This is a genomic window from Pseudomonas sp. 25 R 14, assembly GCF_900004755.1.
In the GTDB taxonomy this organism is placed as follows: domain Bacteria; phylum Pseudomonadota; class Gammaproteobacteria; order Pseudomonadales; family Pseudomonadaceae; genus Aquipseudomonas; species Aquipseudomonas brenneri.
Window position 1 is genome coordinate 49,435 of record NZ_CVTS01000039.1, and the last position, 26,974, is coordinate 76,408.

Annotated in this window: 21 protein-coding genes; 7 read left to right on the plus strand and 14 right to left on the minus strand. The window is 59.7% G+C overall.

Annotation, left to right across the window (positions count from 1 at the left end; translation table 11 throughout):
• The 4 genes from BFQ03_RS12030 to BFQ03_RS12045 all read right to left on the minus strand — a co-directional run bounded on the left by BFQ03_RS12030 (nt 1) and on the right by BFQ03_RS12045 (nt 4,381).
• Nucleotides 1-870 carry an ABC transporter permease gene (locus BFQ03_RS12030; RefSeq protein WP_032860460.1) on the minus strand — a complete coding sequence of 290 codons (870 nt, stop codon included), beginning with the start codon at nt 868-870 and terminating at the stop codon, nt 1-3.
• Nucleotides 867-1,808, minus strand: a complete 942-nt coding sequence (locus BFQ03_RS12035) for an ABC transporter permease (RefSeq protein ID WP_032860461.1) — start codon at nt 1,806-1,808, stop codon at nt 867-869. The genes BFQ03_RS12030 and BFQ03_RS12035 overlap by 4 nt, the downstream gene beginning before the upstream one ends.
• Nucleotides 1,809-1,818: 10 nt before the next feature.
• A complete protein-coding gene (locus BFQ03_RS12040; protein WP_065943211.1) occupies nt 1,819-3,387 on the minus strand; it encodes an ABC transporter substrate-binding protein in 1,569 nt (522 codons plus the stop codon).
• Nucleotides 3,388-3,514: 127 nt separating this feature from the next.
• Nucleotides 3,515-4,381 carry a hydrolase gene (locus BFQ03_RS12045; protein ID WP_065943212.1) on the minus strand — a complete coding sequence of 289 codons (867 nt, stop codon included), beginning with the start codon at nt 4,379-4,381 and terminating at the stop codon, nt 3,515-3,517.
• Nucleotides 4,382-4,513: 132 nt separating this feature from the next.
• On the opposite strand from BFQ03_RS12045, the gene BFQ03_RS12050 reads away from it, so the two are divergent.
• The gene (locus BFQ03_RS12050) at nt 4,514-5,392 is read left to right on the plus strand and encodes a LysR family transcriptional regulator (protein WP_032860464.1); all 879 of its coding nucleotides are present in this window, start codon (nt 4,514-4,516) and stop codon (nt 5,390-5,392) included.
• Nucleotides 5,393-5,406: 14 nt separating this feature from the next.
• On the opposite strand, the gene BFQ03_RS12055 is transcribed toward BFQ03_RS12050, so the two are convergent.
• Nucleotides 5,407-6,351, minus strand: a complete 945-nt coding sequence (locus BFQ03_RS12055) for a Dyp-type peroxidase (protein ID WP_065943213.1) — start codon at nt 6,349-6,351, stop codon at nt 5,407-5,409.
• 161 nt (nt 6,352-6,512) lie between these two features.
• Between BFQ03_RS12055 and BFQ03_RS12060 the strand changes: the two genes are divergently transcribed.
• A complete protein-coding gene (locus BFQ03_RS12060; protein WP_065943214.1) occupies nt 6,513-11,408 on the plus strand; it encodes an RHS repeat domain-containing protein in 4,896 nt (1,631 codons plus the stop codon).
• Between the two features lie 78 nt (nt 11,409-11,486).
• Here BFQ03_RS12060 and BFQ03_RS12065 read toward each other — a convergent pair whose 3' ends face one another.
• From BFQ03_RS12065 to BFQ03_RS12100, 8 genes are all read right to left on the minus strand, one after another.
• A complete protein-coding gene (locus BFQ03_RS12065) occupies nt 11,487-12,734 on the minus strand; it encodes an OprD family porin (protein WP_065943215.1) in 1,248 nt (415 codons plus the stop codon).
• A 39-nt stretch (nt 12,735-12,773) separates the two neighbouring features.
• Nucleotides 12,774-14,108 (minus strand): MFS transporter, encoded by a 1,335-nt coding sequence (locus BFQ03_RS12070; protein WP_065943216.1) that lies wholly within the window; start codon nt 14,106-14,108, stop codon nt 12,774-12,776.
• Nucleotides 14,109-14,161: 53 nt separating this feature from the next.
• Nucleotides 14,162-14,923 carry a 1,6-dihydroxycyclohexa-2,4-diene-1-carboxylate dehydrogenase gene (locus BFQ03_RS12075; RefSeq protein WP_032860470.1) on the minus strand — a complete coding sequence of 254 codons (762 nt, stop codon included), beginning with the start codon at nt 14,921-14,923 and terminating at the stop codon, nt 14,162-14,164.
• 10 nt (nt 14,924-14,933) lie between these two features.
• Entirely contained in the window at nt 14,934-15,956 is a 1,023-nt protein-coding gene (gene benC / locus BFQ03_RS12080; RefSeq protein ID WP_065943217.1) for a benzoate 1,2-dioxygenase electron transfer component BenC, read from the minus strand.
• A gap of 10 nt (nt 15,957-15,966) precedes the next feature.
• The gene (gene benB / locus BFQ03_RS12085) at nt 15,967-16,455 is read right to left on the minus strand and encodes a benzoate 1,2-dioxygenase small subunit (protein WP_032860472.1); all 489 of its coding nucleotides are present in this window, start codon (nt 16,453-16,455) and stop codon (nt 15,967-15,969) included.
• On the minus strand, nt 16,452-17,828 hold the full coding sequence (locus tag BFQ03_RS12090) for a Rieske 2Fe-2S domain-containing protein (RefSeq protein WP_032860473.1): 1,377 nt from the start codon (nt 17,826-17,828) through the stop codon (nt 16,452-16,454). Before BFQ03_RS12090 ends, benB begins: the two co-directional genes overlap by 4 nt.
• 107 nt (nt 17,829-17,935) lie before the next feature.
• Complete coding sequence (locus BFQ03_RS12095; protein ID WP_032860474.1) at nt 17,936-18,883, minus strand: AraC family transcriptional regulator; 948 nt, start codon at nt 18,881-18,883, stop codon at nt 17,936-17,938.
• Between the two features lie 272 nt (nt 18,884-19,155).
• On the minus strand, nt 19,156-20,049 hold the full coding sequence (locus tag BFQ03_RS12100; RefSeq protein ID WP_065943218.1) for a LysR substrate-binding domain-containing protein: 894 nt from the start codon (nt 20,047-20,049) through the stop codon (nt 19,156-19,158).
• 94 nt (nt 20,050-20,143) lie between these two features.
• Between BFQ03_RS12100 and BFQ03_RS12105 the strand changes: the two genes are divergently transcribed.
• Nucleotides 20,144-21,316 carry an MFS transporter gene (locus tag BFQ03_RS12105; RefSeq protein ID WP_065943219.1) on the plus strand — a complete coding sequence of 391 codons (1,173 nt, stop codon included), beginning with the start codon at nt 20,144-20,146 and terminating at the stop codon, nt 21,314-21,316.
• A gap of 67 nt (nt 21,317-21,383) precedes the next feature.
• Here the strand turns inward: BFQ03_RS12105 and BFQ03_RS12110 are convergent, their stop codons facing one another.
• Nucleotides 21,384-22,997 carry a methyl-accepting chemotaxis protein gene (locus BFQ03_RS12110; RefSeq protein WP_065943307.1) on the minus strand — a complete coding sequence of 538 codons (1,614 nt, stop codon included), beginning with the start codon at nt 22,995-22,997 and terminating at the stop codon, nt 21,384-21,386.
• A gap of 246 nt (nt 22,998-23,243) precedes the next feature.
• Here BFQ03_RS12110 and BFQ03_RS12115 point away from each other — a divergent pair, with 246 nt between their 5' ends.
• The 4 genes from BFQ03_RS12115 (at nt 23,244) to BFQ03_RS12125 (ending at nt 26,866) form a co-directional block, all read left to right on the plus strand.
• Nucleotides 23,244-23,714, plus strand: coding sequence for an NUDIX hydrolase (locus BFQ03_RS12115; RefSeq protein ID WP_032860477.1), 471 nt, complete (start codon nt 23,244-23,246; stop codon nt 23,712-23,714).
• A 380-nt stretch (nt 23,715-24,094) separates the two neighbouring features.
• Entirely contained in the window at nt 24,095-24,490 is a 396-nt protein-coding gene (locus BFQ03_RS29005; protein WP_082445591.1) for a GtrA family protein, read from the plus strand.
• Between the two features lie 16 nt (nt 24,491-24,506).
• On the plus strand, nt 24,507-25,457 hold the full coding sequence (locus BFQ03_RS12120) for a glycosyltransferase family 2 protein (protein ID WP_050593360.1): 951 nt from the start codon (nt 24,507-24,509) through the stop codon (nt 25,455-25,457).
• A complete protein-coding gene (locus BFQ03_RS12125; protein WP_239695241.1) occupies nt 25,457-26,866 on the plus strand; it encodes an ArnT family glycosyltransferase in 1,410 nt (469 codons plus the stop codon). The genes BFQ03_RS12120 and BFQ03_RS12125 overlap by 1 nt, the downstream gene beginning before the upstream one ends.
• Nucleotides 26,867-26,974: the final 108 nt, after the last annotated feature.

The window sequence follows — 26,974 nt, forward strand, 5'->3', positions numbered from 1 at the left end:
TCATTTCCTCATGCGCGGGTCGAGACGATCACGCAAGGCATCGCCGAACAGATTGATAGCCAGCAACGTCAGGCTGATAAAGATGCCTGGGAAGATCCCCAGCCACGGCGCCGTCGAGATATAGGTGCGGCTCGCCGAGAGCATGCTGCCCCAGGTCGCGGCCGGTGGTGGAACCCCAAGGCCGAGGAAGCTCAGCGCACTCTCCGAGAGCAACGCCCAGCCAAACATGCTGGTGGCCAGCACACACAAAGGCGCCAGGCAGTTGGGCGTGATGTGGCGGAACATGGTGTACAGCTCGGAGTTGCCGATAACCCGCGACGCCTCGATGAATTCCAGTTCACGCAACGACAGCACGCTGCCGCGCACCACCCGCACCACCGACGGGGTGTAGGCAATGCCCAGGGCAAGCACGATGCCGTACTGGCTGGCACCGACAATCGCCATGATGCCCAGGGCCATGAGAATGCCGGGAAACGCCAGCAACGCATCGTTGAGCATCATCAACACACGGTCGGTCCAACCGCGCAGGTAGCCGGCGAGCATGCCGATCAGCGTGCCGCAGATGACCGCCACGCTGACCGAAAGCAGGCTGATCCACAGGCTGGTACGCGCGCCAATGATCAGGCGGCTGAACACGTCGCGGCCAAACTCGTCGGTGCCCAGCCAATGCATGGCGCTCGGCGCATGCAGGCGCGAGAGCAGGTCCAGCTTGAGCGGGTCGTAAGGTGTCCACACCACACCGAGCAATGCCAGTAACACCAGGGCCGCGAGCAAGCTGCCGCCGATCAGGGCGTTCAGCGGTGGGTAACGCCGGCGCCGCCGAGGCTGGGTCGCCGCCACGGTGGGCAAGGCAGGAGTCTTGAGGTTCATAGCTTCACCCTTGGATCGAACAGCGGATACAGCAGATCCACCAACAGGTTGACCAACACATAGATGCAGGTGACCAGCAGCAGGCAACCCTGCAGCACCGGGTAGTCGCGGGAGAAGATCGCATCGACCATCAAGCGGCCGATACCTGGCAGGGTGAACACGGTTTCCAATACCGCAATGCCGCCGAGCAAGTTACCGAGGATCAGGCCAATCAAGGTCCAGGTCGGCGCAAACGCGTTGCGCAAGGCGTGTTTGCACAACACCGCGCCTTCTGACAAGCCCTTGGCCCGTGCATGGGCGATGTATTCCAGGCGCAGTACCTCAATGGTGCTGGCCCGCGCCATCCGGGCAATGGCACCGAACTCCACCAGGGTCAAAGTGATGATCGGCAGTACCACATAGGTCAGCGCTTTCATCGGGTCGCTGGCAAAGCCGACGTAACCGATCACCGGCAGCCAACCCAGTTGAATGCCGAACACATACAGCAGCAGCAAGCCCAACCAGAAGCTCGGCACCGACAGCAACAAAGTCGCCGTCGCCACCAGGCCCAGGTCCATCGCGCTGTTTTGCTTCCAGGCAGCGAGCAAACCCACCGGCACCGCGAGCAGGGTCGCCAGCAATACCGCCACCAGCACCACGGTCGCACTGACACTGAAGCGCTCGACCAGCAATTGCAGCACCGGCTGGCGGCTGCTGATGGACACACCAAGGTCGCCGCTGAGTACCGACTTGATCCAGATCAGGTACTGGGTCACCACCGAGTGGTCCAGCCCCAGACTGCTACGCATGTCGGCCAGGCTTTGCGGGTCGGCCATGTCGCCCAGCATCAGCAACGCCGGGTCGCCGGGGATCAGGCGGATCAAGGCAAAGACAATCACCGAGATCAGCAACAGGGTCGGCACCGCCATGCCGAGCCTGTGCAATATGAATCGAAACATAGCGCTCGCCTTACTTGGAGGTGTCGGCCAGCTTCACGCCCCACAGGCGCGGCTTGGCAACGGGCCAGGAACGATAACCCTCGACGCGCTTACCCATGGCGCCGATGGCCGTGCCGTTGTAGATGACCACCATGGGCACATCCTCAAGCATCAGCGTATGCAACTTGTCGAACAGTGGCTGGCGCTTGGCGGGGTCAATTTCACGCTGGGCCTCACGCAATATCGCCAAGGCCTGGGGGTTGTCCCAGACTTTGCGCGGTTCCTTGTTCTTGTCGCCGATCACTGATTCGTAGCTTTGCGCCGCATCGAATCGCCCTGAATAGGAGAACGACATCATCTGGTAGCTGCCGGTCTGGTAGCGCTCCAGTTGCGTGCCCCACTCCAGGGTCTCCATCTCGATATTGATCCCTGCCGCCTGGGTCATGGCCTGGCTGAGCAGGCCCATGTCGAACATCTGCGGGTAGCGTTTATTGACCAGCATGCGGATTTTTTCACCGCTGTAGCCGGCCTCTTTCAACAGGCGCCGGGCCTCGTCGAGGTTGTAGGTATAACCCTGGTGCGCGGTGCCGTCGTAGTACGGGCTCGCGGTGGGGATGACCGAGTTGTTGACCACCGACAAGCCATCGGACAACGCCGCCACCATCTGCGAATAATCCAGGGACAACGCCACCGCACGACGGATGCGCACGTCCTTGAGCAAGGGGTCGCGAGTCTGGAATAACAGGCCGCTGATGGTCATGATCGGGCTGACCTGGATCTGCAGGTTCTTCACCTGCTTGAGTTGTGCCGCGTCCATCGCGGTCACGTCCGGCAGCAGGTCCACACCACCCGACAGCAGAGCGGCCTTGGCCGAGGCCGAGTCGGGGATTACCTCGAAACGCACCGTGTCGACAAACGCCTGCTTATTGCCGGTGTAACCATCCGCCTCGGTTTCGGCCCGTGGGGTGTATTGTTTGAAGCGATCCAGCTCGACGTACTGGCCCTTCTGCCATTTGCCCAGGGTGAACGGCCCGGTGCCAATCGGGGCGCGCCAACTGCCATCGGCGGCCAGGGAGTCCGGGTGCAGGATGCCGCTGCCGGCGCAATCGGGACGGGCCATCGCGGCCAGGAACAAGCCGTTGGCCTGGTCCAGCGTGAACACCACGGTTTTCGGATCGGGCGTGGCCACATCGACGATCTTGGCTGCGCCGCGCCCATCGAACTCCGCCAGGCAACGCCACTGGGTCTTGGGATCCAGGTAGCGCTGCCAGGTCCATTGCACATCCTTGGCGCTCAGCAGTTGACCATTTTGAAAGTGCACGCCGTCACGCAGAGTGAAGGTATAGCGCAAGCCGTCCGGCGAGACGGCAACCGCGCTGGCGAGCATTGGCGCGATGCTGGTGTCTTCACGGTACGCCACCAGCCCTTCGACGATATGCATCATCACCGCGTCGGTATTGTCGTCGCGGTTGACGCCTGGGTCGGTGCTGCGGATATCACCGTTGAGGCCCACGCTGATGACCTGGTCTTGCGCAACCGCCATGGACAAGGTGCACGCCGACATCGCGACGGCCAGTGCCGTCTTTACGTAATTATTCACGGGAGAAAGACTCCTTGAAGGAATTTTCCGGTCAGTGGCCGAAGGCCAAGGCAGGACCGGCATCAGAATGAGTGAATCCTTGGTTATTGTTATACGGTCTGTTCTGAGTGCATCTACCTGCGGTGTATCAGCCCAGGCTGCGCTTGTGGCGCAACACCTTGGCGAAAAAATCCTGGGCAGCCGGCATGGCCTTGATGCCCTGGTGCGCGACGTTGGGCAGCAGATCGAAGTGCACCTGCACGCCGGCGGCTTCGAAACTGGCCTTCAAGCTGGCCAGGCGCTCCGGGCGCGTGCGGCCAGCAGCGTTGGCACCGGGCATGAAGTGTTTGCCGCCTTCGCGGTGGGTGATTTCCCAGGTTTCGAGGTCCGAATCCCCCACCACCATATGCACCGGCAACTGCTGCAAGGCTGGCAGGTTCAGCGGTTTGCCAAAGCGCGTCGCGAAGTCTCGCACGCCCACCCACCAGTCCTGGTCGGCATCCAGCAAGGTCACCGAACCCGGCGCACCGATGGACGCTGCCCAGAGTTTCTCCGGGTGCAGGTAGCAAAAACGATGGGTGAATTGCCCGCCGCCGGAATAGCCGAACAGCGCGAAGGTATCGAAGCGGCGACCGTAGCGCTTGCCAACACTGGCGATCATGTCGAGCAATACCTGGTCGTAGCGGATATCGCCTTCGACCATCTGTTTGTAGCCATCACCGTTGCCGTCCCCCAGCACGCCGACCGGGAACAGCGGCGACAGGATCACACAATCGTTCCAGCGGCCAAACTCTGCGAAGCCATTGCGGTAAATCTCCATCGCACGGGTCGAGCCGTGCAGCGACACCACCAGATCTACTGGCCGGTTGCTGTCCTCGATGGCTTCAGGCACGTAGAGGGTGTAAGCAAAACGACTGTCCTCATGATGCGAATACACGGTGGTCGCGCCAAGGTGGTACACGTTCTTTGCAGCACGCAAGGCTGCATCTTCAGGGCTGATATCTGGATTGCTCATGGGGGAAAGTTCGCCGAGTCAGTTCGGACTGGAGTATTGGTCGCCCGCTATAAAAAGAAAAACTAATTTAACTTTAGCAAGAGTAAACAAAACCTTTACTATTGATCCGCACCCATGACTACGGGCCTCCCTATGAGCAACATCCGTTTCTTCAAGACGTTCATCGCCGTCGCTGAGTACGGCAGTTTCGCCGCCGCCGCCGACCGGGTGGCGCTCACCAACGCCGCCGTCGGCCTGCAAATGCGCGCCCTCGAAGAAGAGATGCGCCGGCCGCTGTTCGACCGCAGCCAGCGGCAGATCAAGCTGAGTCGCGATGGCGTGTTGTTGCTGCCCAAGGCCAAGCGCCTGCTGGCGGACTACGAGCAAATGATCGCCGAGGCACCCGATGACATGGCCATGGAGGGCGAAGTGTCCATCGGCGGTATTACCTCGGGCATGGGCCTGCTCGCCAATTGCCTGGTGCAACTGAAAAAACTGCACCCGCGCATATCGGTCAACCTGATGACCGCGCGCTCCGATGAAGTGGTCAACCTGGTGCACGCCGCCAAGCTCGATGCGGCCCTGCTGATCGAGACGGCGCGGCAAAACTTCGACGGCTTGAGCTGGACCCTGCTCTACAACGAGCCCATCGTCATGCTCGCCAATACCACACAGACCGCCGGTATCAACGATGCCGTGGAATTGCTCAGGACTCAGCCGTTCATCCGTTATGACAGGTCCACCGCCGTGGGCCGCAAGGTGCAGTCGATCATCAAGAGTGAATCGGTCGAACCGTTGGAAATCCTCGAACTGAACTCGATCATCGGCATCGCCGACCTGGTCCGCCAGCAAGTCGGGGTGGCGATCGTGCCGCTGTTGAAGAACTTTGACTGGGACAAAGACCCCAGCCTGCGCGTCCTGCCGCTGCCCGGCGACTTGGCAGTACGCCGGGTGGGGATCTTGGAGCAAGGCACCAAAAGTGCGATTACCGGGGAGATTCGCAAGTTGCTGATGTCGGCCGTGGCGAAGTGAGCCTTACCTGACGCTTATGGCTCACGCTCAGCCAACTCTTCCAGCAAGTCAGCGGACGGCACGAAAAACAAGCTGCCAGTGACCGCCGTACTGAAGTCCAGCAACCGGTCATAGTTGCCGGCAGGCAGGCCGACAAACATGTTCGCAAGCATCCGTTCCAAGGGCTGCGGCGAACGCGCATAGCCGATGAAGTAGGTACCGAACTCCCCCGCTCCCGGCCGGCCGAACGGCATGTTGTCGCGCAGGATTTTCACTTCCTCGCCATCCTCGGTGAGGGTGGTCAAGGCACTGTGTGAGTTGCTCGGCTTGACCTCATCTGCCAGCTCGATATCCGACAGTTTGGTGCGCCCGATCACCCGTTCCTGGGCCTCGATGGACAAGGCGTTCCAAGCCGTCATGTTGTGCAGGTACTTCTGCACCAGCACATAGCTGCCACCACTGAATGCCGGATCTTCGTCACCGACGATGGTGAAACCGACGGCCTTGCGCCCGGTTGGGTTCTCGGTGCCGTCGACAAACCCAATGATGCTGCGCATATCGAAATTGCGGAAACCCTGGACCTCATCGACCACGGTCACCGCATCGCCCAGGGCCACCATGATTTGCGCGGCCAGTTCAAAGCACAGGTCCATGCGATCGGCGCGAATGTGCAGCAACACATCCCCAGGCGTGGCAACCGCCATGCGCCCTGCTACACCAACTGCCTGAAACGGATGCAGGGCGGCCGGGCGTGGATTGCCGAACAATCCATCCCAGGCCGTCGAGCCAAAGCCGCACACACAGGTCAAGTTGCCGTCGGGCACGCGCTTGCCGACCGAGCGCGTGAGGGCTGCGATATCGCCGCACCATTTCCGTACCGTCCTGGCCGCATCGTTGCCAGGGGCAAGTGTGGCGACCATGAAAATGGCGCTGCTGGTGATCGGGCTACATACGGGTTGAGGGTCAATATTCGGGTTCATCGTGATGGGTTCCACACGCAGCTCCACGGTTAAAGGAGGGAGTAAAAAAATCCTACACCCATTACTAAACGATATAAACGACTGTGAGAGTTGACAGTTACATCTCCAGCGACGGGCACGTAGCGTTTGAACGAGGAACATAAAAAACCCAGGAGAGGATGATGGCGCATAACCCCATGGGCACCGACCCAACCGACGACGAAAACGACCCGATCTTTAATGCCACCACGCAAAAACGCAATGTGGTGGACCCACGTACCGGTCTGTTTGAAGTCTATGTGCTATTGCCTTCGGTAACAGGCAACGCCGGCAACGGGCCGGTGATCGAAATGAGCCTGCACAACACTCCGGTGGTCAATAACGAAGCGGCGCTGGGGGATGGTTGGTTCTATGCCATGACCACCTACAGTGAAAGGCACAAGAAGCTCACGTTGCATTCCGGTGAAGTGCTGACGGTGGAAAAAGATACAGACCTAACGCAATCAGCCGTTATTGCCAAATGGAACGCGGGCAAGCTGACCGTACACCGCAAAGGTGGCCGCAAGGAAGTGCTGGTCCTGCTGGAAAATACCGGCATTTACGTCCCCGAGTCCCTGACCACCGATGGTTATAACAGCGTAACCCTGAGCTGGATGACGACCGCCCATGTCATCGATACCAAAACCTACTACCAGATCCAGTTGAGCGAAATCCGCGACGCCACTCGCAGCCTGCTCAAGGTGCAATACACCCCAGGGGATCCGAATGCCACACCGGTTGTCAGTTCGGCCACGCTGACGTTCTGGCCCGACGATGCTGTTGAAACCTTGAGCTACAACCTGGCCATCGAGGATTACGCACTCAAATCCGTCAGCCTTGGGGCAGATATCAATAGCCGTTTCGAGTACCTGGATCACCCGACCTGCGGCTGGCTATTGACTAAAATCACCAGCTTCGATGGGCTCCAGGAGCAGGTGGAGTATCTGGACAATGGGCTGACGTTTCCGGATAACCCCAAGCTGTCGGCACTGCCCTGTGTCAGCACCCATACGTTGACTCCGAATGGCGGTGGGACTCCGGTGATGACTGGCTATGTGTACCAGCGTCAGGATCCTGATCATTACCGCACGATCATGAGTGAGGGGGTGCCGGCCGTTCGTACGACTACTTATAATTACAATGAGAAGCACAACGTTACGTCCGAAGTGCTGGTGCAGGGCACTGCAACGACCAAAACAGAATATGCGCTCGTCGAAGTGGAAGAACTGGACGAGTTTGGAGGCGTGGAAAAATTGCTCAGCCGAACCACCGCCACAACTTACACCAAGGCGGGCAAGAGTCGTAAAGAGACCATCGAAAATCGTTTCGACCCTGTACTTATCAGAAATCGACAGGAAGAAATAACCACTGCACTGGACTACATCCCTTTTTCAATCAATAAAATGAAGTCTCCAGCCACAGGCAGCGAAAGATTATTGAATCGCTTGCTGGACGACATCGGGGCGCGCTCTCAGCAACAAACCAGTAATCCGCCCAACCGTGATTGGAGCCCGAGACAGAACATCCCTATAGAGACAGAGCCATTCATTTCAACTTATCTTGACACCGAGATAGTCGGCGACCCCAGCCTGTTGGCAATAATTCCGGAGTTGCTACCAGAAGTACTACCCATACTGCTTAATATAATTACTTTCAAATATCATACTTACCGTAAAATCCCAGGCCTGAGCGAGTATAAACTTCAGAGTACCCTGCAAGGCAGTCTCGCCAACGAGTCCCTTGCCGATGCGGCCTTGACCGGTCAGGTCAACGTGTACTTCGAAGACAACGACTTTCGCAAAGGGCGCTTGGCGTGGCAGCGCAAGAGCACCTTAGGAACCCGCGACCGACATGCGATTGCTGTCGATCCGCTTCGTACCTTCGACTACGCACTCGGAGGGACTGAAAATACAGAACTGACTACCATAACCACTGACACAGATGAAACTGGCAACACCCGCACCTCATCGCAAACCCTGAGCATTCTCAGCGGCCGTCTCATCCGCCAGGTCGACGCCGATGGCAACCGTACCGAGTTTGCCTATAACCAATACGGGCAGCTAGCCACCCTGACCATCTGTGCACAAAGCACGACCTATCGCCAGGTCACCACCTACGCCTACCCCGCCCCCGCGCAGGTGAAGATCACCGAGCCCAACGGGCAAACGCGCTTGAGCCAATACGACGGCCAGGACCAGTTGGTGAGCGAGTACTTGATCGAAGGCAGCCAGAACAAACAAACCAAGGCTGTCACCTACGACCGCATTGGCCGTGAACTGCGTAAATCGAGTTTTGATTACGACCGAAACGGGGTTCAGTTGACCCAATGGCAGGAAGCGCAATACGACGATTGGAATAAAGCCAGCAGCCTGCGCTACAGCGATGGCCGTGAAGCATTCAATCACTATGACCCCATCGCCTTGACCCGCAGCCAATGGACCGGCAAAGCCACCGACAAGCACGCCACCGTCACCACCTACAACCCGGACGAGACCATCAAGAAGATCGAATGGAAAGGCCAGGACGGCAATGTCTATCAAACCCAGACAGCCAGCTACAGCAGGGCCAAGCAAGTAAAACAGTTGTCCACCGACAGTGAGCTGGGCTTTATCACCATTGACTACACCTACGATGGCAGTGGCCGCCTGATCAAGGAACGGCACAGCGAAAAAGGCAGGGGTTTGCTCGACCTTCCCTTCGTGTACACCTATCACTACACCTACCCGGTGCATTGGCTCATGCAGGACGCCACGCAAATCGAGATCGAGGTTGGCGCAAACCGGCAAATACTGGGCAAACGCAGCTTCGACAGTTGGGGCCGAGTCACCTCGCTCACACGTGGCTCTTGCACCGAAACCTACACCTACAGCGGTAGCAGCCCGGTACCCACCACCACTGTGACTGCCGACGGCCGCGTGCTCAAGCATGACTACATCAAGGAGTTGGGCAACCGCCTGGCCAAGACAAGCAAGCCGGATGCCAGCGCGCAGAAGACGTTCACCTACGCCTATGGCGCACAAGGGATTGCCACCGCAACCGAGGGGGAGCACTTTCTACAGTTCAACCATGACCTGCAGAAGCTAGTCACTCAACAGCTGGTGCAAACCGAACCTGGTGAAAGCAAAGAGGTGCTGTCTACTCACTCGCTAGATGCCCATCTGCTCGACAGTACAGACGTGGTGGCTAACCAGACGCTGTTTAACTACAGCGTCAATGGGCAGCGCTCCACGACCAACAACGCTCATTTCGCCAGCAGTCACTTTTACGATGACCAGGGGCGGCTTCGTGAAGAAATCATTAAAGGCCCCTATGAGCTTGCTCCTATGTTGCCGGTGACTTTCGCTGTGAAGTACACCCACGACTCGCAGCAACGTGAAACCAGCCGCCAATTCACCCTCGCCGGTAGCGTTGACCTCACGCTGGAGAACGCTTACTACGCGGACGGCAAGCTCAAGTCGGCTCAGTTGAAGCAAGGCGCGAGTGTTCTGGGGGCGCGCAGCCTGACCTATACCCCCGGAGGCCGGCTCAAGGCCTGTACCACCACCGGTGTCTGGCGGCCAATGACACCCACCCACAAAAACGTCGACAAGCAAGAGTTCACCTACGATGCCCTGGGTAATGTGCTTACCTGCATCACCACCTTCGGCACCGCGAAAAACACCGCCACCTATACCTACGACGCCCTCAATGGCTACCGCTTGGCAAAAGTTGTGAACAGCCATGGGGACTACACCGCTTCTGCCACGTTGAGTTATGACACTGCCGGGCGGGTAACCCAGGATCAAACGGGCAAAACCTATCGTTATGACTGGCTGGGACGGCTGATCCAGGCTGGCAGTACACACTATCGCTACGACCCCTCCGACCGTCTGATGACCCGTGATGGTAGCCAGGTTATCTACGACGAACTCAAGGTGTGTGGCGATTACGCCCTCGGCAGTAACGACACCCACCGCACCCTGAACCCCGGCAGTGCCGCCTGCACCGCCCAGCAGATCAAGCGTTCAGGGGTCCAGCGGACGTTGTTTGAACTGCGGGATATCAACGGCAGCGTAGTGGTCAGTTACGATGCCCAGGCGCAAACCCTCAAGCATCACGCCTATACCGCCTTTGGCGAGCACTTTTCGGACGAACCCGACTCCGTGCTGGGTTTCAACGGCGAATACCGCGATATCTCTACCGGCCAGTACCCGCTGGGCATGGGCGGTCGCTGGTATGACGCCGCCAGCCTGCAGTTTCATACCCCGGATGCACTCAGCCCGTTCGGCAAAGGCGGGCCCAACCTCTATGCCTACTGTGCCGAAGGGGATCCGGTCAATTATCAGGACCCCACCGGACACTTTTCCGTGTCGCAGCGTTTACGGGAGATCTGGGGGGATAACCTGCCTGGCCCAGTAGGCTTCGGGTCAGAGGGGGGAGGATTGATTCATACGATAATTTGGGGAGGAATTGGCGTATTGACTGCTGTGATGACCGGAGGAACTTCGCTGTTACTGACTGCTGCTATTGTAGGGCTTGCCACTGCCTCGCTCGCCGCCGGCATTGCCTCGGTAATTATCAAAGACTCGGACCCCACTGCATCTGGCATCCTCGCCTGGATCTCCCTGGGCACCGGGGCAGCAGGCGGGCTGGGCACCCTGGCGGCCAAAGTGGTGAAGTTGACCGCGTATCTGGGACAGTCTCTGCCAGCGGTTGCCAGAAACCTCATCGGCAAGGCAACAACTGCGGTAGCCGGCACCCTCAGGCAGTCGCGCGTGGTCCGGGGAATTGAGCGCATCTGGGCAACGGTGTCCCCTCGCACAAGCGTGAGCTCACTGGTTCCCTACAACGAGCAGTCGCTGCTAATTCCCCGGGGCTATTCAAGCCTGTTCGACGGAGGGGATGTGAATACGCTTTCGTTCGTGACCTCAGGGGTCCTGGGCAATCTGGAGGTCCCACAGTCTGAAGCCACGCAACTTGCCAATACGTTCGTCGGTGATATTACCTGGTTGCCCTTTGGCAGCTTTAGCGGGTTATGGCTGAACGTCAGGTTCCGCTGATCTGGGTCCAGCCAAGCGAGCTGGGCCTGATGCCCTGCCCGCTTATCGGTGGCTGCAATCAATTGCCCGGACAGTGTCTTAAAGCAGCGTCCAGGTGTAACTGAGGATCAGCCGATTCTCATCGATATCACTGCGGTAATTAGAGCGTGCCATCACATTACGTACCCGGATACCCAAACCTCTGAGCACGCCGCTTTGCACGGCATACCCGATATCCAGGTCCCGCTCGCGGTCCCGCCCTTCGTAACCAGCGCCGGTACTCACATTGTCGCCCGTGATATAGCGCAGCGTGGTCGTCAGCCCCGGCATCCCCCATGCGGCGAAGTCGTAGTCATGGCGCACTTGCCATGAACGCTCGTCGGTATACGCGAACTCGTAGGTCGGCACTTCATTGCCCAATGGCGTGACATTGGCAAATACCCTCGGGAAGGCACTGTCTCCATACATGGCCTGATAACCCACGTAGAAGGTATGGCCACCGCGCTTGGCCGACAGCAGCGAAAAAAACGCCTGGTTATCGATCTTGCCGAGCAACTGGTCGCCATCCTCCCGCGCAGTGTAGTAGCCCAAATTGGCGCCCAACACCCAGTTTCCGAACGGCTGGCTGTGCTTGAGGCCGATAAAGTCCTGGGCATAGATGTCTTGCAACTGCCCATGCCAGGCGCTGACGCTGCTGCGATTGCCATTGAAGGTGTAGTCGCCCCCGGCATAGTTGAAAGCATCACTCTGAGCCCCGCGCTGCGGTATATGGCCGAGCATGGCGAGCATTTTTTCATCACCGGCCTCATTACGCAGGCTGGTGCTGGTCAAGTGCCCGGCCTGCAGGGTGAGGCCGGTGATTTCACTGGAGCTGATGCTGAGTCCCTGGTAACTGGGCGGCAGCAGGCGTATGTCGCTGAAGGACAGTACCGGCAGGTTCGGCTGCAACTCACCGACCTTCAGTTCGCTCCTGGACAGCCGCGCCTTGAAGGTCAGGCCCAGGCGACTGTAGTTGTCAGCGGCACGGCCATCGTCCTTGACCGGCAGCAAGCCGCTATTGACTCGGTCGGGGCTGCTGTCGAGCTTGAGACCCAGGGTGCCCAGCGCATCCAGGCCAAAGCCCACCGGGCCTGGGGTGTAACCGGATTTATAGGTGAGGATAAAGCCCTGGCCCCACTCCTCGGCCTTGGACTGCTGGTTGGCGCCGACAATGTCCGAGAAGTCGCGGCTGAAGTAGTAGTTGCGGGCCTGCAAGGTGGCGGTGGAACTCTCGAAAAAGCCACCCTCGCCAGCCGTTGCGGCAAGGGGCAGCCCTAGCAGGGAAAGCCAGATTCGTTGTGTGTTCATGTCGTTGCTCTTTGTTTTTATTATCGACGGTTAGAACGGTTACAGCGCCTGGGCAGCCGGCAGGCCAATACGGGTACGCCGTTCATTCAGGGCAAACACCGTCATCGCCAGCGCTGCTATGGCACCGGGGATGGCAAAGGCCATGAAGTTCAGTTGCAGGGGCAGTTCGATCGCCATCAGCGCGCCGCCCAGCAACGGGCCGACGATCGCGCCATTGCGCCCGATACCGGACGCCCAGCCCAGGCCCGTGGCGCGAATCGACAGGCCATAGAGCTGCGCCGCCCCGGCATACAGGAGGATTTGCGTGCCGATGGTGGTGGCGCCCGCGATGAAGATCAGCAGATACAGGACCAGCATCGGGCTGTTGATGCCCAACAGGCTGATCGACACCACTGCGGCGGCAAAGAAACTGATCACCACTTTCACCAGGTTCAACCGATCGCCCAAACGCCCGCCGATCAGCGCCCCGGCCATGCCACCCAAGTTCAAGGCAATCAGGAACGACAGGCTCGACCCCAGGCTATAACCGGCCCCGGCCATCAGCTTGGGCAGCCACGAACTCAAGGCATAGACCATCAACAGGCAGCAGAAAAACGCCGTCCAGATCATCGCCGTACGTACCGCCAGGCCATGACGGAACAGCTCTATCACCGAGGCGCCCTTGCCTTTGCTGTCTGTCACGAGCAACTCGTCCTCGGCATCGATCCGGGTGCCCGGCGACAAGCGATTGAGCAACGCCCTCGCCTGCTCCATCCGACCCTGGCGGATCAGGAAACCGATGGACTCGGGCAGCCAGAGCACAATCAGCGGCAGCAACACCAGTGGGATAACGGCCACAAAAAACATCGACGACCAGCCGTAGGCCGGCAGCATGAAGATGCCCACGCTGGCCGCCAGCATGCCGCCCAGGGAATAGCCGCTGAACATGAAGGCCATCAAGGTACTGCGGACTTTCTTCGGCGCATATTCGTTGATCAACGCAGCCGCATTGGGCATCAGCCCGCCACAGCCGAGCCCGGCGATAAAGCGGCAGATACCGAATTCGGTGGGGCTGCTGGCAAAGCCGTTGACCACGGTGGCGATGCTGAACAGCGCAAAACAAAAGACGATGCCTTTCTTGCGCCCGAAGCGGTCGGCCAGGGTGCCGAAGATCAGCGCGCCGAACATCATGCCGAACAGCGCATAGCTGCCCAGGGCGCCGGCCTGCAAGGGCGTGAGCCCCCACTCGCGCATGATCGAGGGCAGGACTACGCCGTAGATAAACAAGTCATAGCCATCAAAGATCAACAGCAAGGCACACAGGCTCACGATCAGCCAGTGAAAGCGGTTGAAAGGTGCATTATCGATAATCGAATGAACGTCATGGGTACGCATGGCAGTGCTCTCTTTATTGTTGTTGTGAGTCAATGTCTGCAGGTGAAGGCGAATCAGCCGAGGTCGCCACCTCCTACCGGCAAGGTCACGCCGGTGATATAGGAGGCCTCGTCCGAGGCCAGGAACAAAATCGCGCCCGCTTGCTCGTCGATGCTGCCGTAACGCTTCATCGAGCTGCTGTCGAGGGTCTGGTCGACGATCTGCTGGTACCACACGCGCTCCTGCGCGCTCTGTGGCTGGCTGTTGCGCGGGATGCGGCGTGGCGGTGCCTCGGTGCCACCCGGTGCGGTGGCATTGACGCGAATACCGCTGCCGGCGGTCTCCAGGGCCAGGCAGGCGGTCAGGGCATTCACCCCGCCCTTGGCCGCGCCATAGGGCACGCGATTGACCCCGCGCGTGGCGACCGAAGACACATTGACGATGGCCCCGCTGCCCTGCTCCAGCATGTAAGGCAGCACGCAATGGCAGCACCACAGCGTAGGGAACAGCGAGCGGCGCACTTCGGCTTCGATTTGCGCTTCGGCGTAGTACTCGAAGGGCTTGGCCCAGATGGTCCCGCCGACGTTGTTGACCAGAATATCGATGCGTCCGAAACGCACCTTGGCAGCGGCCATCACCTGGGCGCACTCGGCATGTTGCTCAAGGTCGGCAGTCAGGGTCAGCGCTCGGTCGTGCTGCAGTTCATGCACCAGTTCCGAGCGATCGACTGCGACCAGCCAGGCGCCCTCTTCCAGCAAACGCTCGGCGACACGCCGACCAATGCCCTGGGCGGCGCCGGTGACCAGCGCGACCTTGCTGTCAAAACGTGGATTCATGCTGATTTCCTCAGGCCGCATCGCAGCTGGCGACAGCGTTGGGGGTGAATTTCTCGTAATGGAAACTGGCCGGGCTCAGCCCGAGTGTTTTGAAATGCTGGCGCACCGCATCGACCATCGGCGGCGGCCCGCACAGATAGACGTCTACATCGCCGTCGTTCAGGGCCTTGCTGGCCATATGCTGGGTGACGTAGCCCTGGCGCGGGTGCGCGGTCTGCGGATCGGCCACGCAGGTGACAACGTCGAGGCTGGGCAAGCGTGCGGCGAACGCCTGCAGGGCCTCGACCAGCACCAGGTCCTGATCTCGCGTCACGCCATAGATCAGCGTGATCGGCCGGTCTTCCCCGCGTTGCGCCAGCACTTCGAGCATCGACAGAAACGGCGCTAGGCCAGTACCACCGGCCAATAACAGCAACGGCCGCACGACCTCACGCAGGTAGAAACTGCCCAGTGGCCCGCTCATTGGCACGCTGTCGCCTGGCTGCGCGCGTTCCAGCCAGCCACTCATCAACCCGCCCGGCACATGCTTGATCAGGAAACTGGCGTGGGTATCGCCAGGGCGGCTACTGAAAGAATACGAACGCGTCTGCCCGCTGTCGGGCACACCGATATTCACGTACTGGCCGGGCAGGAACACCGGGGCCTGATCCAGCTCGAAACTCACTTCCAGCGCGGCATCGGCGTGACGGACAATGCCGGCCAGTGTCGCGGCAAAGTGCGTGGTGCCGGTCTTGCAGGCACTGGACGGCACCGGCACGGCAATCACGCAATCGGACTGCGGCACCATCTGGCAGGTCAGCACCTGGCGCTCCTGGGCTTCATCCGCGTTCAGGGCATCCTCGATATAGTCGTCGCCCAAGTCATAGGCGCCGGTTTCACAGCGGCATTTGCAGGTGCCGCACACACCGTCCGAGCAATCCATGGGCAGGTTGATACGCTGGCGAAAGGCAGCATCGAGGACCTTCTCCCCCACCTTGCAGTCAATGAAACGTGTCACCCCATCCTCGAAGTTCAGGGCAATGGCATAGGTCATGGCGGTGTCCTCAGATGTGGTAGATGTCGATGACCTGGTGGATGTAATCGTTTTTCAGCACCACCTTCTTGCGCGTGATCAGCGGCTGTTCGCCGCGCATATCCAGGCTGTAGAAGGACGTGCCGAAATAGCTGTCCGTGGTCTTGTAGCGATGGCTGAGGGTGTGCCAGTTGAAACGCAGCTCCACCTGGGTGCCATCGTCGGCCAGCACTTCGAGGTTGCAGATCATATGCACGGTGCGCGGCTCAGGCGTGCTGGCGCTGGAGCGTTCGGTCTTGATCCGGAAGATGCGGTCTTCCAGGCCGTCACGGCTGGGGTAGTAGATCAGCGAGATTTCGCTTTGCGGATCTTCGGTGAGGGTGTCGTAGTCGTCCCAGGCGGGCATCCAGAACTCCACCTTGGGCGAATAACACGCCAGCCATTCATCCCACTGGCGGTCATCCAGCAGGCGTGCTTCGCGGTAGAGGAAATCCAGCAGACGGTCACGGGACAGGCTCATGGCTGCAGCTCCCGGTCGCTGGCGATCAGGCCTTGCTGTTCACGCTGGATCGCGCGCTGCAGGCTCTGGGCCCAGTGCGCGTGCTGGCGCACGAACAACCCCTCGTCCTCGGTCTTTATCCCGCTCAGTTGCGGGTGCATGCCCATGGCCCGGGCATTTTCGTCGGCCCCTTCAACCCACTGCTTGGCGCCACGACTGAGGTCATTCCATAAGGTACTCGCGCCCTGGTAGCCGGTCTGGCAGGCACGGAATTCCTCCAGGTCATCCGGGGTGCCCATACCGCTGACGTTGAAGAAGTCTTCGTATTGGCGGATACGCGTCGCCCGCTCCTGGGCACTTTCGCCAATCGGCGCCATGCAATAGATCGTCACTTCGGTCTTGTCGACCGCAATCGGCCGCACCACGCGGATCTGCGTGGAGAACTGGTCCATCAGGTACACGTTTGGGTACAGGCACAGGTTGCGGGTCTGGTCGACGATAAAGTCGGCACGTTCCTGGCCCAGGCGTTCGGCCAAGGCATCGCGGTGCGCATGTACCGGGCGCACTTCGGGGTTGAGCAGGCGCGTCCACAGCAGGATATGCCCGTGATCGAAGGCGTAGACCCCGCCCAGGCTTTTCGACCAGCCATTGGCGTCGACGGTGCGCGTACCTTCAGCCTCGTAATTACGCCGGCCCATGGTCGCCGAGTAGTTCCAGTGCACGGAGCTGACGTGGTAACCGTCGGCGCCGTTCTCGATCTGCAGCTTCCAGTTGCCATCGTAGACATAGGACGAACTGCCGCGCAGCACCTCCAGGCCCAAGGGGGCCTGGTCGACCATCTGGTCGATGATGACCCGGGTTTCGCCCAGGTAATCGCTCAGTTCCGGCACTGCCTCGCTGAGGCTGCCGAACAGGAAACCGCGGTAGTTTTCAAAGCGGCCCAGGCGCTTGAGGTCATGGGAGCCGTCACAGTCGAAGCTGTCCGGATAGGCGCCGGTCTTCGCATCCTTGACCTTGAGCAGCTTGCCGGCGTTGCTGAAGGTCCAGCCATGGAATGGGCAGGTGAATGAGCCCTTGTTGCCCTGTTTGCGCCGGCACAACATGGCGCCACGGTGGGCACAGGCGTTGACCAGCCCGTGCAGCGTGCCCTGTTTGTCACGGGTGATGACCACCGGTTGGCGGCCAATCCAGGTGGTGTAGTAATCGTTGATCTCGGGCACCTGGCTTTCATGGGCCAGGTAGATCCAACCCCCCTCAAAGATATGCTTCATCTCCAGGGCGAACAGGTCGGGGTCGGTGAAGATATCGCGGCGGCAGCGGAACACCCCGGTAGCGGGATCTTCCTGAACGGACTCGCGCAGTTGTACAGCGAGGCGGTCGAGTGTACTGGTCATGGGGCAGGCCCTCCGTTGTTCTTGTATCAGGCGCCCTCACCGTACGTGTTCGTCCTCCTCCCCAATATCCGCTTCCTGCAAATCAGTATCCGGCTGGCGCAAGCCGCTTATCGATGGCGCTTCCAGGTCTGCGAAGGCAGCTCGCCAAAGCGTTTGCGATAGGCCTCGGAAAAACGTCCCAGGTGCATGAAGCCGTGGTCCAGCGCCACTTCCGTCACACTGCGCGTCGTGATCAGTTGCAAGCGCGCATGCACCCGCTCCAACTTGCGCCGGCGCACATAGTCACGGGGCGACAGGCCAACCTGGCGCTCGAACAGGCTGTACAGCGAACGCTCGCTGACCTTGGCCACTGCCATCAGTTGCTCGATGCTGATGTCCTCACCCAGGTGCTCTTCGATAAACTCGCGCACCGCCTCGAAGCCGCCCCCTTGAGCCGCCTGGGGGATCACCCGCAACACGTTGCTGGCCAGCAGTGCCAGCAGCTTATTCGCCACAATCCGCTCATACAGCCCCTGCACTTGCGGCTCGGCGGCGTTTTCCGCCTCGTGGCAGATCAGCCCCAGCAACGGCAGGAAACCGCCCATCTCACTTAGCGCATGGCGCGCAGCCGCAAAACGGATACCCGGCTGCGGCAGCGTCCAGTGCTGCGCCAGGCAAGCGTTTTCCAGCAGGCGCACCGGCAACTTGATGATGAATTTTTCGCAGTCGGCGGAATAGGTCAGGTCCACCGGGTCATCCGGGTTGATCAGCAAGATCTCGCCCGGCCCGAAGATATGCTCCTCGCCCCGGGAGTTGGAGCGGCAGTGTCCTGTCAGCAGGATCTGCAAGTGATAGATCGTTTCCAGCGCCACCGACGTGACCCGCACCGGCGCGCCGTAGCTGATCCGGCACAAGTCCAGGCTGGAAAAGGTCCGGTGGCTGATACTCGCCATGGGCCGGCCCTTGGGCGGCAGGCGGATACAGTGGCTGCCCACATGCTGGTTGACATAGTCCGATACCGCGTAGGCATCGGCCCGCTGGAAAATCTGGCTGCGCTCACTCAATAGCACGGTCATGGTGCGCCTCTTTATAGTTATTGGCCTCAGGCTGAAGCGTGGCGTAGCGAGCGTCCAATATGGATAAGGTCTAAAGGGATACCCTGAAGGTATGGTGAACTTATCGCGGCTTGATCATCCGCACTAGCCCGCGCGTGAGGCGGCCCGCCACCGCCGGCGTGGTGACACGTCTTGATACGTGTTTGCCGGTCTGTTGACTGAGATTGTTGACAATGGGTGTCATCGGATGATTGAGCGGAACATGTTGATAAAGGATCGGGGGACGTCACCGCTTACATTCGGTGATGCTCCAGCAAGAAATCCACAAACAACCGAACCCGCGCCGGCATTGCCGAGCCACCTACAAATACCGCATGAATCGGTTCATGGTCGCCGGGGTTCCAGGCTTGCAGCAGCGGTATCAGGTCGCCGCGTTGCAGGTCCTCGCTCACGCTGAACTCGCCGATACGCGCAATGCCTGCACCTACTCGGGCGAGTTGTGCCAGCGCCTCACCACTGCTGCATTCGATGTTGCCACTGACCTTCAGGGAAAACGCTCTTGCATCACGGATGAACGGCCAATTGGGTTCGGCACGCCGGAAGTTGAAGCGCAGGCAGTTGTGTCGTAGCAGGTCTTCCGGTTCCAGGGGGATGCCGTGGCGTTGCAGATACTCAGGCGATGCCACCACTACCTGGCCGGTATCACCGATCCTGCGCGCGGCCAGCGGGCTGTCGGGCAGATGGCCAAAACGTACTGCCACGTCGGCCTGGCCGCCGAGAATGTCGACCACTTCGTCGCCGAGGGTGAGGTCGACGACTATGTTCGGATAGCGGGCGCTGAATGCTGCCACCAAGGGAACGATGGCCAACCGCCCATGGCCAAGGGCAGCGCTGACTCGCAATCGCCCCTTGGGTACGCCCTGGTCGGCGATGGCCTCTTCGACCTCGTCCATGTCAGCCAGGATACGCCGGGCACCGCGCAGGAAAGCCTCGCCCTCGGCGGTGAAGGTGATCGCCCGGGTGGTGCGCAACAGCAGTCGGGTGCCAAGACGTTGTTCGGTACGCGTGATAATTCGACTGACCGCCGAGGGTGTCAGCCCTAATACGCGCGCGGCGGCCGATAGACTGCCTTCCTGCGCCACGGTGGTGAACACGCCCATTTCACCTGATCTACCGTTGAAATCCATTTGTGCCTCTTACGCAAAGGTGATTGCCAAAAATACTATCTACCGCCTGAAAAGGCTGGATCGTAGCATTAGCAGCACAGATAAGGAGCCTTCCATGCGTATCAATCCACCACTTGTCGCACTCGCCATTGGTGCCTTTGGCATCGGCGTTACCGAGTTCGCCCCCATGGGCATGTTGCCGGGCATCGCTGCAGATCTCGGCGTTTCCATTCCCGCCGCAGGCCTATTGGTCAGTGCTTACGCCCTGGGCGTACTACTCGGCGCGCCGCTGATGACCCTGACCACTGGCAGGATTCCCCGACGCTATCTGCTGATCGGACTCATGGCCATTTTCACCCTGGGTAATCTGATGTCAGCCTTGGCGACCGATTACTACAGCCTCATGGTCGCCAGGGTGGTGACATCACTGAACCACGGGGCGTTCTTTGGCGTTGGCTCCATCGTCGCCGCCAGCGTGGTCGCCCCGGAAAAACGTGCCGGGGCGGTTGCGGCAATGTTCATGGGCCTCACCCTGGCGACCATCGGCGGTGTGCCGCTGGCCGCCTGGTTTGGCGAACTGTTGGGTTGGCGCACCGCATTCTGGGGTATTACCGGCCTCGGCGTGGTGGCCATGGCCGCATTGTGGTTCGCCTTGCCCAATCTGCCAGCACCGCGAAGTATCGGTGCACTGGCCGAAATTCGCGTACTGGGCCGCGGCCCGGTGCTGGGGGCATTGGCCCTCACCGTCGTCGGCTCGGGTGCAATGTTTACCGTCTTCACCTACATAGCACCGATCCTCAGCAGCGAGACCCATGCGTCCAGCGCCTACATCACAGCCATGCTGGTGCTGTTTGGTGTGGGGTTGACGCTGGGCAACATGTGGGGTGGCAAGGCCGCTGACCACTCGATCGATCGCACCCTGATTGTTTCGCTGAGTGTGCTGATTCTCGTCTTGCTCGCGTTCACCGTCCTCATGCGTTGGCCGCTACCGGCCGCCGTTGCCATCCTGATATGGGGTATCGCCAGTTTTGCCTTGGTGCCGCCACTACAGATGCGTGTCATGGAAGCCGCCAAGGACGCGCCCAATCTAGCCTCGGCGGTGAACATCGGGGCCTTCAACTTCGGCAACGCGATTGGTGCGGCCCTGGGCGGAGCCGTGATCAATGCCGGACTGGGTTATCCGGCGATTTCCCTGGCCGGAGCGGCAATGGCGGGCCTGGGCCTACTGATGGTGTTGGCTTTTGCCTGGCGCTCCAGAACGGTTGCAACCAGGCTTGTGTCACGATGATGTGAGGGGGCTGTTAGTCGTCATTGATGAGTGCCGGCTAACGATCCAGAAACCGTCACTCTTTCTTTCACAGCCGAAACCGCCCTACCGACTGCGCCAACTGCCCTGCCAACGCCGACAACTCATCCGTGGTCCCCGCCGTCTGGCCAATCACGCGGGTATTGCCCTCTGACATCCCGGCAATCATCTCCACCTGGTGCGCAATTTCATTACTGGCCAGGCTCTGCTCGCCAATCGTGCGGGTGATGTCGTTGACCAGCTGTGTGGTGTTCAGCGTCGCCTCCAGAATTTCACGGATCGCCCGCTCCACATCAGCTGTCACCGCCATGCCTTTATCCACCTGGGCAACACCCGCTTCCATGCTGGTCACAGCCTCGCGGGTGCTTTGCTGAATGCGGGCGACCATGCTCGCGATTTCCTGAGTGGACGCACTGGTACGTGCTGCCAAACTGCGAACTTCGTCGGCCACCACGGCAAAACCGCGGCCTTGTTCACCGGCACGCGCGGCTTCAATGGCGGCGTTGAGGGCCAGCAGGTTGGTCTGGTCGGCAATACCCTTGATCACTTGGATAATGCTGTAGATCCCTTCGGACTCCTTGTCCAGGGTACGAATCACCAGGGCCGACTGTTGCGCCGAACGGGCGATATCGTCCATGTCGCTCACGACTTGATGGATGACCTGCCCGCCGTTCTTGGCCAGGGTTTGCGCCTGGTTGGCCATTTCCAGCGCGTGCTGGGCATGCCGGGTGATTTCTTCGATGCTGGCGGTCATCTGGCTGGTGGCGGCCGACATGGTGCCCGCCGCCGAGCTCTGTTGCTGGCTGCTGGCGGCCACTTCATGACAACCGCTGCTTAGCTGCTGGCTCATGCGGGTGACGCCCTGGGCATTGTTGCGCACCACTTCAATCATGCCGCGTAGGTCATGTTGCATGACGGCCAGGCTGCGAATCAGCATGCTGGCCTCGTCGTGGCTGGCAGGTTCGGGGATCGGCTCGCTGAGGTTGCCATGGGCGATGCTCTCGGCAATCTGCCGCGCAAGCTGCAACGGCCGCATGATGCTGCGGGTAACCCAATAACCTTGCACGACCAGCAGCAACAGGCACAACACCAGCACCACGCCGAGGGTGAAATTGGCGCTGCGCACGGTTTGACGGGTTTGCTCGCCACTGGCCTTGGAGTTGTTTTCGATCAGCTCGCTCAGGCTGGCCATCTGGCCTTCCAGCTGGGTGAACGCCTCGCTGAAGGCGCCCAGCTCTTGTTGGGCCTCGACGGGATCGTTCAGCGCCACACCGACAATCCGCTCACCCGAGGTGATGTAGTTGTCGAGGCTGGGCTTGATATCACTCAGTGCGGTCTTGAGGGCGGGGTTGAGGGGCAGCGCAAGGTTGTCGCCCAGCGCCTTGCGAAAATGCGCTGCATGCTCGGTAATAGCCTCCAGCACTTCATCGCGGCTGCTGACACTTTTGCCCAGCCCCACCAGCATCGCCGACAGCACATCGGCACGCAGCGCGTCGTGCATCATGTCGGCTTCCAGATGATTGCTCAGTGCGGTCATGCTGACCTCGCTGTCAATCATCGCCGCCTCCATCCGTGCATTCCCCAGGTAGTTCACCAGGCTGATGACCAGTACCGTGAGCACACTGGTGCCGATCAGCAACAACAGACGGAGTTTTATCGACATCCCCAAGCCCTCGGCGGTTATGGACTGAAACAAGGTGTTGATGGCTGCCGTGTGGAACCCCATCGACGCGTTCGCTACCCCTGATTTAAGCCTACTTGCAGGTTTTCGCTGCTTCAGGTCGCTCCTATCTTGAAACGGGCTTGCGTAACAACGGCGGCGTTCGCGTGCGAAGCGCTCGCAACCCAAGCGGCCAACTTGCTAACCTCCCCGACACCAACGCAGCCCTATCCAGAAGAGACACCCCAAATGCGCGAGCGAAAAGCCGCACGATTACTCGTGATAAGCCCCTCTCAAGAGGTCCTCCTTTTCAGGTTCGTTCACAAGGATGGGGCCCTGGCCGGCAGAAACTACTGGGCCACCCCTGGCGGCGGTCTTGAACACGCAGAAACCTTCCAGGCTGCGGCAATCCGTGAACTGCGTGAGGAGACCGGTATTCAAGTCGACACCGTTAAAGGGCCTGTGGCCGAGCGGCAGTTTTCAATGCTCCTGCCCAGTGGCGAGACGGTGCTCGCGCTGGAGCAGTACTTTGTTGTACATGCGCCAAACCAGGTGCTTTCCCGTGCCGACTGGACCGTAGAGGAGGCCGAGGTCATGGCCGATCATCACTGGTGGTCCGCCCAGGAGCTGAGATCGACTGAGGAAACGGTATGGCCCGAGGCGTTGGTGGAGATGCTCGTGGATGCAGGTATCTTCAAATCGGCGACGCACCCTTCATGACATTAGGCTTGACTCTGTCCCATAGGACACCCCCTACCCTGCCTTATCTGTTTTAGGTTCCGTCATCGGCGGATAAGGCAATCCATGAGTGCGTTATCGATGGTCACCAGTGCCAATGGGCATCTGTCCGTCTGATCATCAACCTGCTAAGGCAGTCTGGTAGAAAGGGAGCGGTTGACCCTTTCTCCAGGCAACTGGAGTCGATGACTAATGTAGCAGTGTGTTTTATCGGTTAAAACTCGCCAACTCTAACATTCACCCAACACCAAAATTACACTTTAGTAATATCACCCCCCCTTAAACATTTTTTTCACACGCCGGCTTCCACGAGTAGTTAAAGTCAACACCATACAGCCTCTTGAACACATGCAGTTCTCTCAATGATATCGCCACCCTCTACAACCTTGCCTTACTATCTGATCGTTGGAATATTTGCCACTGGCGCTCATTACATAACACTTTTGTTATTGTCTCTAGCTCTGCCCGCACTCATTGCGACGTTACTGGGAGCAATAGTCGGGACTGTTGTTAGTTATCAGGGCAACAAACGCTGGACGTTTACAAAGGCTCGTCCACCCGACACTTATCAATGGCTGCGCTTCAGCATCACGGCCTTGGTCTACAACGGTACAAACCTGGCCCTGATGGCGTTCCTGCTGGAGCACTGGCCCCAGCGCCTATGGCTGATGCAGGTGATCACCACCTGCGCCCTGACGTTGATCACTTACCAAATCAACCAGTACTGGAGCTTTCGCCATGAATCGATCAAGAGCTGAGCGCTCCCCTCGTCCGATGCTCAGTGTGATTGTCTGTTGTTATAACGAAGCCAAGGTACTGCCTTTTTTTCATAAGCGGCTAATGGCTGTACTTAAGACGCTCAGCATTCGCTACGAAGTCGTATATGTCAACGACGGCAGCCGCGATGAAACACTGGCGCTACTGGATGGTTATTGCCAGGCGCCTGGCGTTCGCTGTTTGAACCTGAGCCGTAACTTCGGCAAGGAAGCCGCCATGGTCGCCGGCATTGATTATGCGGTCGGGGATGCATTGTTATTTATTGATGCCGACTTGCAAGACCCGCCCGAACTTATTCCACTCATGGTTCATCATTGGTTGACCGGTAGCGATATCGTCAATATGCAGCGGCGCAGTCGTCTGTCTGATACCTCAAGCAAACGTATCAGTGCCCACCTCTACTACAAACTGATGAACTTTTTGGCCGACAAGTTTGATGTTCCCGCAGACGTCAGCGACTTCCGCCTGATTGGCCCGGCGCCCCTGGCAGCGCTGCGCGGCATGCCGGAACGGACGCGTTTCATGAAGGGCCTGATCAGTTGGCTGGGGTTCAATACCATCGAGTTGCCCTATGACCGTGAGCCGCGCAGCGCCGGCCTCAGCAAATGGGGGCCGCTGGCACTGATCGACCTCGGTATCGAAGGCGTATTGGCGCTGTCGCGCAAGCCGTTGCGCTGGTTCAGCCTGCTCAGCCTGATGATTTTCATCGCCACCACGGTGTTCATCATCCAGCAGATGAGCGTCAACACCGTCAATGCCCATCACGTGATCATGGGCATTGCTGCGTTCATTACCGTGGGCATAGCAATGATCGGCGAATACCTCGGGGCAACGTTGAGCGAAGTCAGGCAGCGTCCCATCTATCTACTCGACAACCTGCTCGGCGAAGCCCCTGAACGGCCAGAGCACCCCTGCCCGATACACCCTCGCGAACAAGAAAACCACTGATGATGATAACGACCCGTACGCTATGGCTGGTATTGATCGCCATTTTGGCCCTGCGCCTGGCAAGCCTGGGGCTGTACCCGTTGATGGACACCTCCGAAGCCCGCTACGCCGAAATGGCGCGCAAGATGCTGGTGCTCGGCAACTGGGTAACCCCGCTGTTCGAGCTTGACGTACCTTTTTGGGGCAAGCCGCCGCTGTCGTTCTGGACCCAGGCGCTGGGCATGAAGTTGCTGGGTATCAATGAATTCGCCATTCGCTTTCCGGCGTGGCTGCTGCATGTCGCCAGTTGCCTGATCATCATCCGGTTTGCCCGTGAGCAGGCCGATGAAAAAACGGCGGTATGGGCGGCGATTATCTTTTCCAGCTCAACCCTCGGCCTGTTGTCGGCAGGTGTGGTATTGACCGACCCGGCATTGAGTTTCTCGGTACTGCTGGCCAGCTATGGCTTCTGGTGCGGCATGACACGCGGCGACCGCCGTTGGGCTCTGGCAGGATTTGCCGGCCTGGGCCTCGGGTTGCTGGCAAAGGGGCCGTTGGTGCTGGTGCTGGTGGGGGCTCCAGCTGTGATCTGGACGCTTTACTACCGACAATGGCGTGCCTTTTTGCACTTGCCCTGGCTGCTGGGCCTTGCGTTGATGCTGGTGATTGCCGTGCCTTGGTACGTGATTGCTGAACAGCGCACGCCGGGGTTTCTCGATTACTTCCTGATCGGCGAGCACTGGAAGCGTTATGTGGTCAGCAAATGGGCCGGAGACTTGTACGGCAGCGCCCATGCCCGGCCCACGGGCGCCATCTGGATGGACCTGATGCTCGCGCTTTTTCCCTGGACGCTGCTGTTGCCAGCGCTGTACTTCGCCTTGCGCCGCTCGGCCCTGTCGGGTCGCTACTACGGGTTTATCGCCCTGTGGGCCCTGGCTACGCCGGTGTTTTTCACGTTCTCCGGCAATATCCTGTGGACTTACCTGCTGCCATCGCTGCCGGCCTGGAGCCTGCTGCTGGCTGGCGCGCTCAAGGCAGTGCCCTGGCAAACCGGCAAAACCATCATTGGGTTGATCCTCGCGCTGCTGCTGCCGGTATGGCTGCTGATCGCTGCCATCGACGGCCGCGCCTTTGACCGGCCGAATAACCAACGTGATCTCGCCAGGGCCTGGCAGCAGTTGCAGGCAGACCGTCCCGGCCCCCTCTTTTACTGGGGCCGGCGCTCCTACTCGGGGGAGTTCTATACCCAGGGCCAGGCACGCCGGGTCGAGGATTTGGCTACCTTGCCCGTTGATCGCACCTTTTACATCGCGCGTCGGGTACGTGACCTCAAGCGAGGCATCCAGGGCTTGCAGCCGTTCAATTGTGTCGAGCAACTGCGCGCCAGCCAGAGCGTGTTATTCAGGTGCGGCCCCTTGCAGGAGCCTTAAGGCAACGCATCTCCAATGTAGGAGCGGGCTTGCCCGCGATGGTCGTTAAACGATGACGCTGGCTATCTGACACCTCGCAGCGATCTACCGGACGTCATCGTGGGCAAG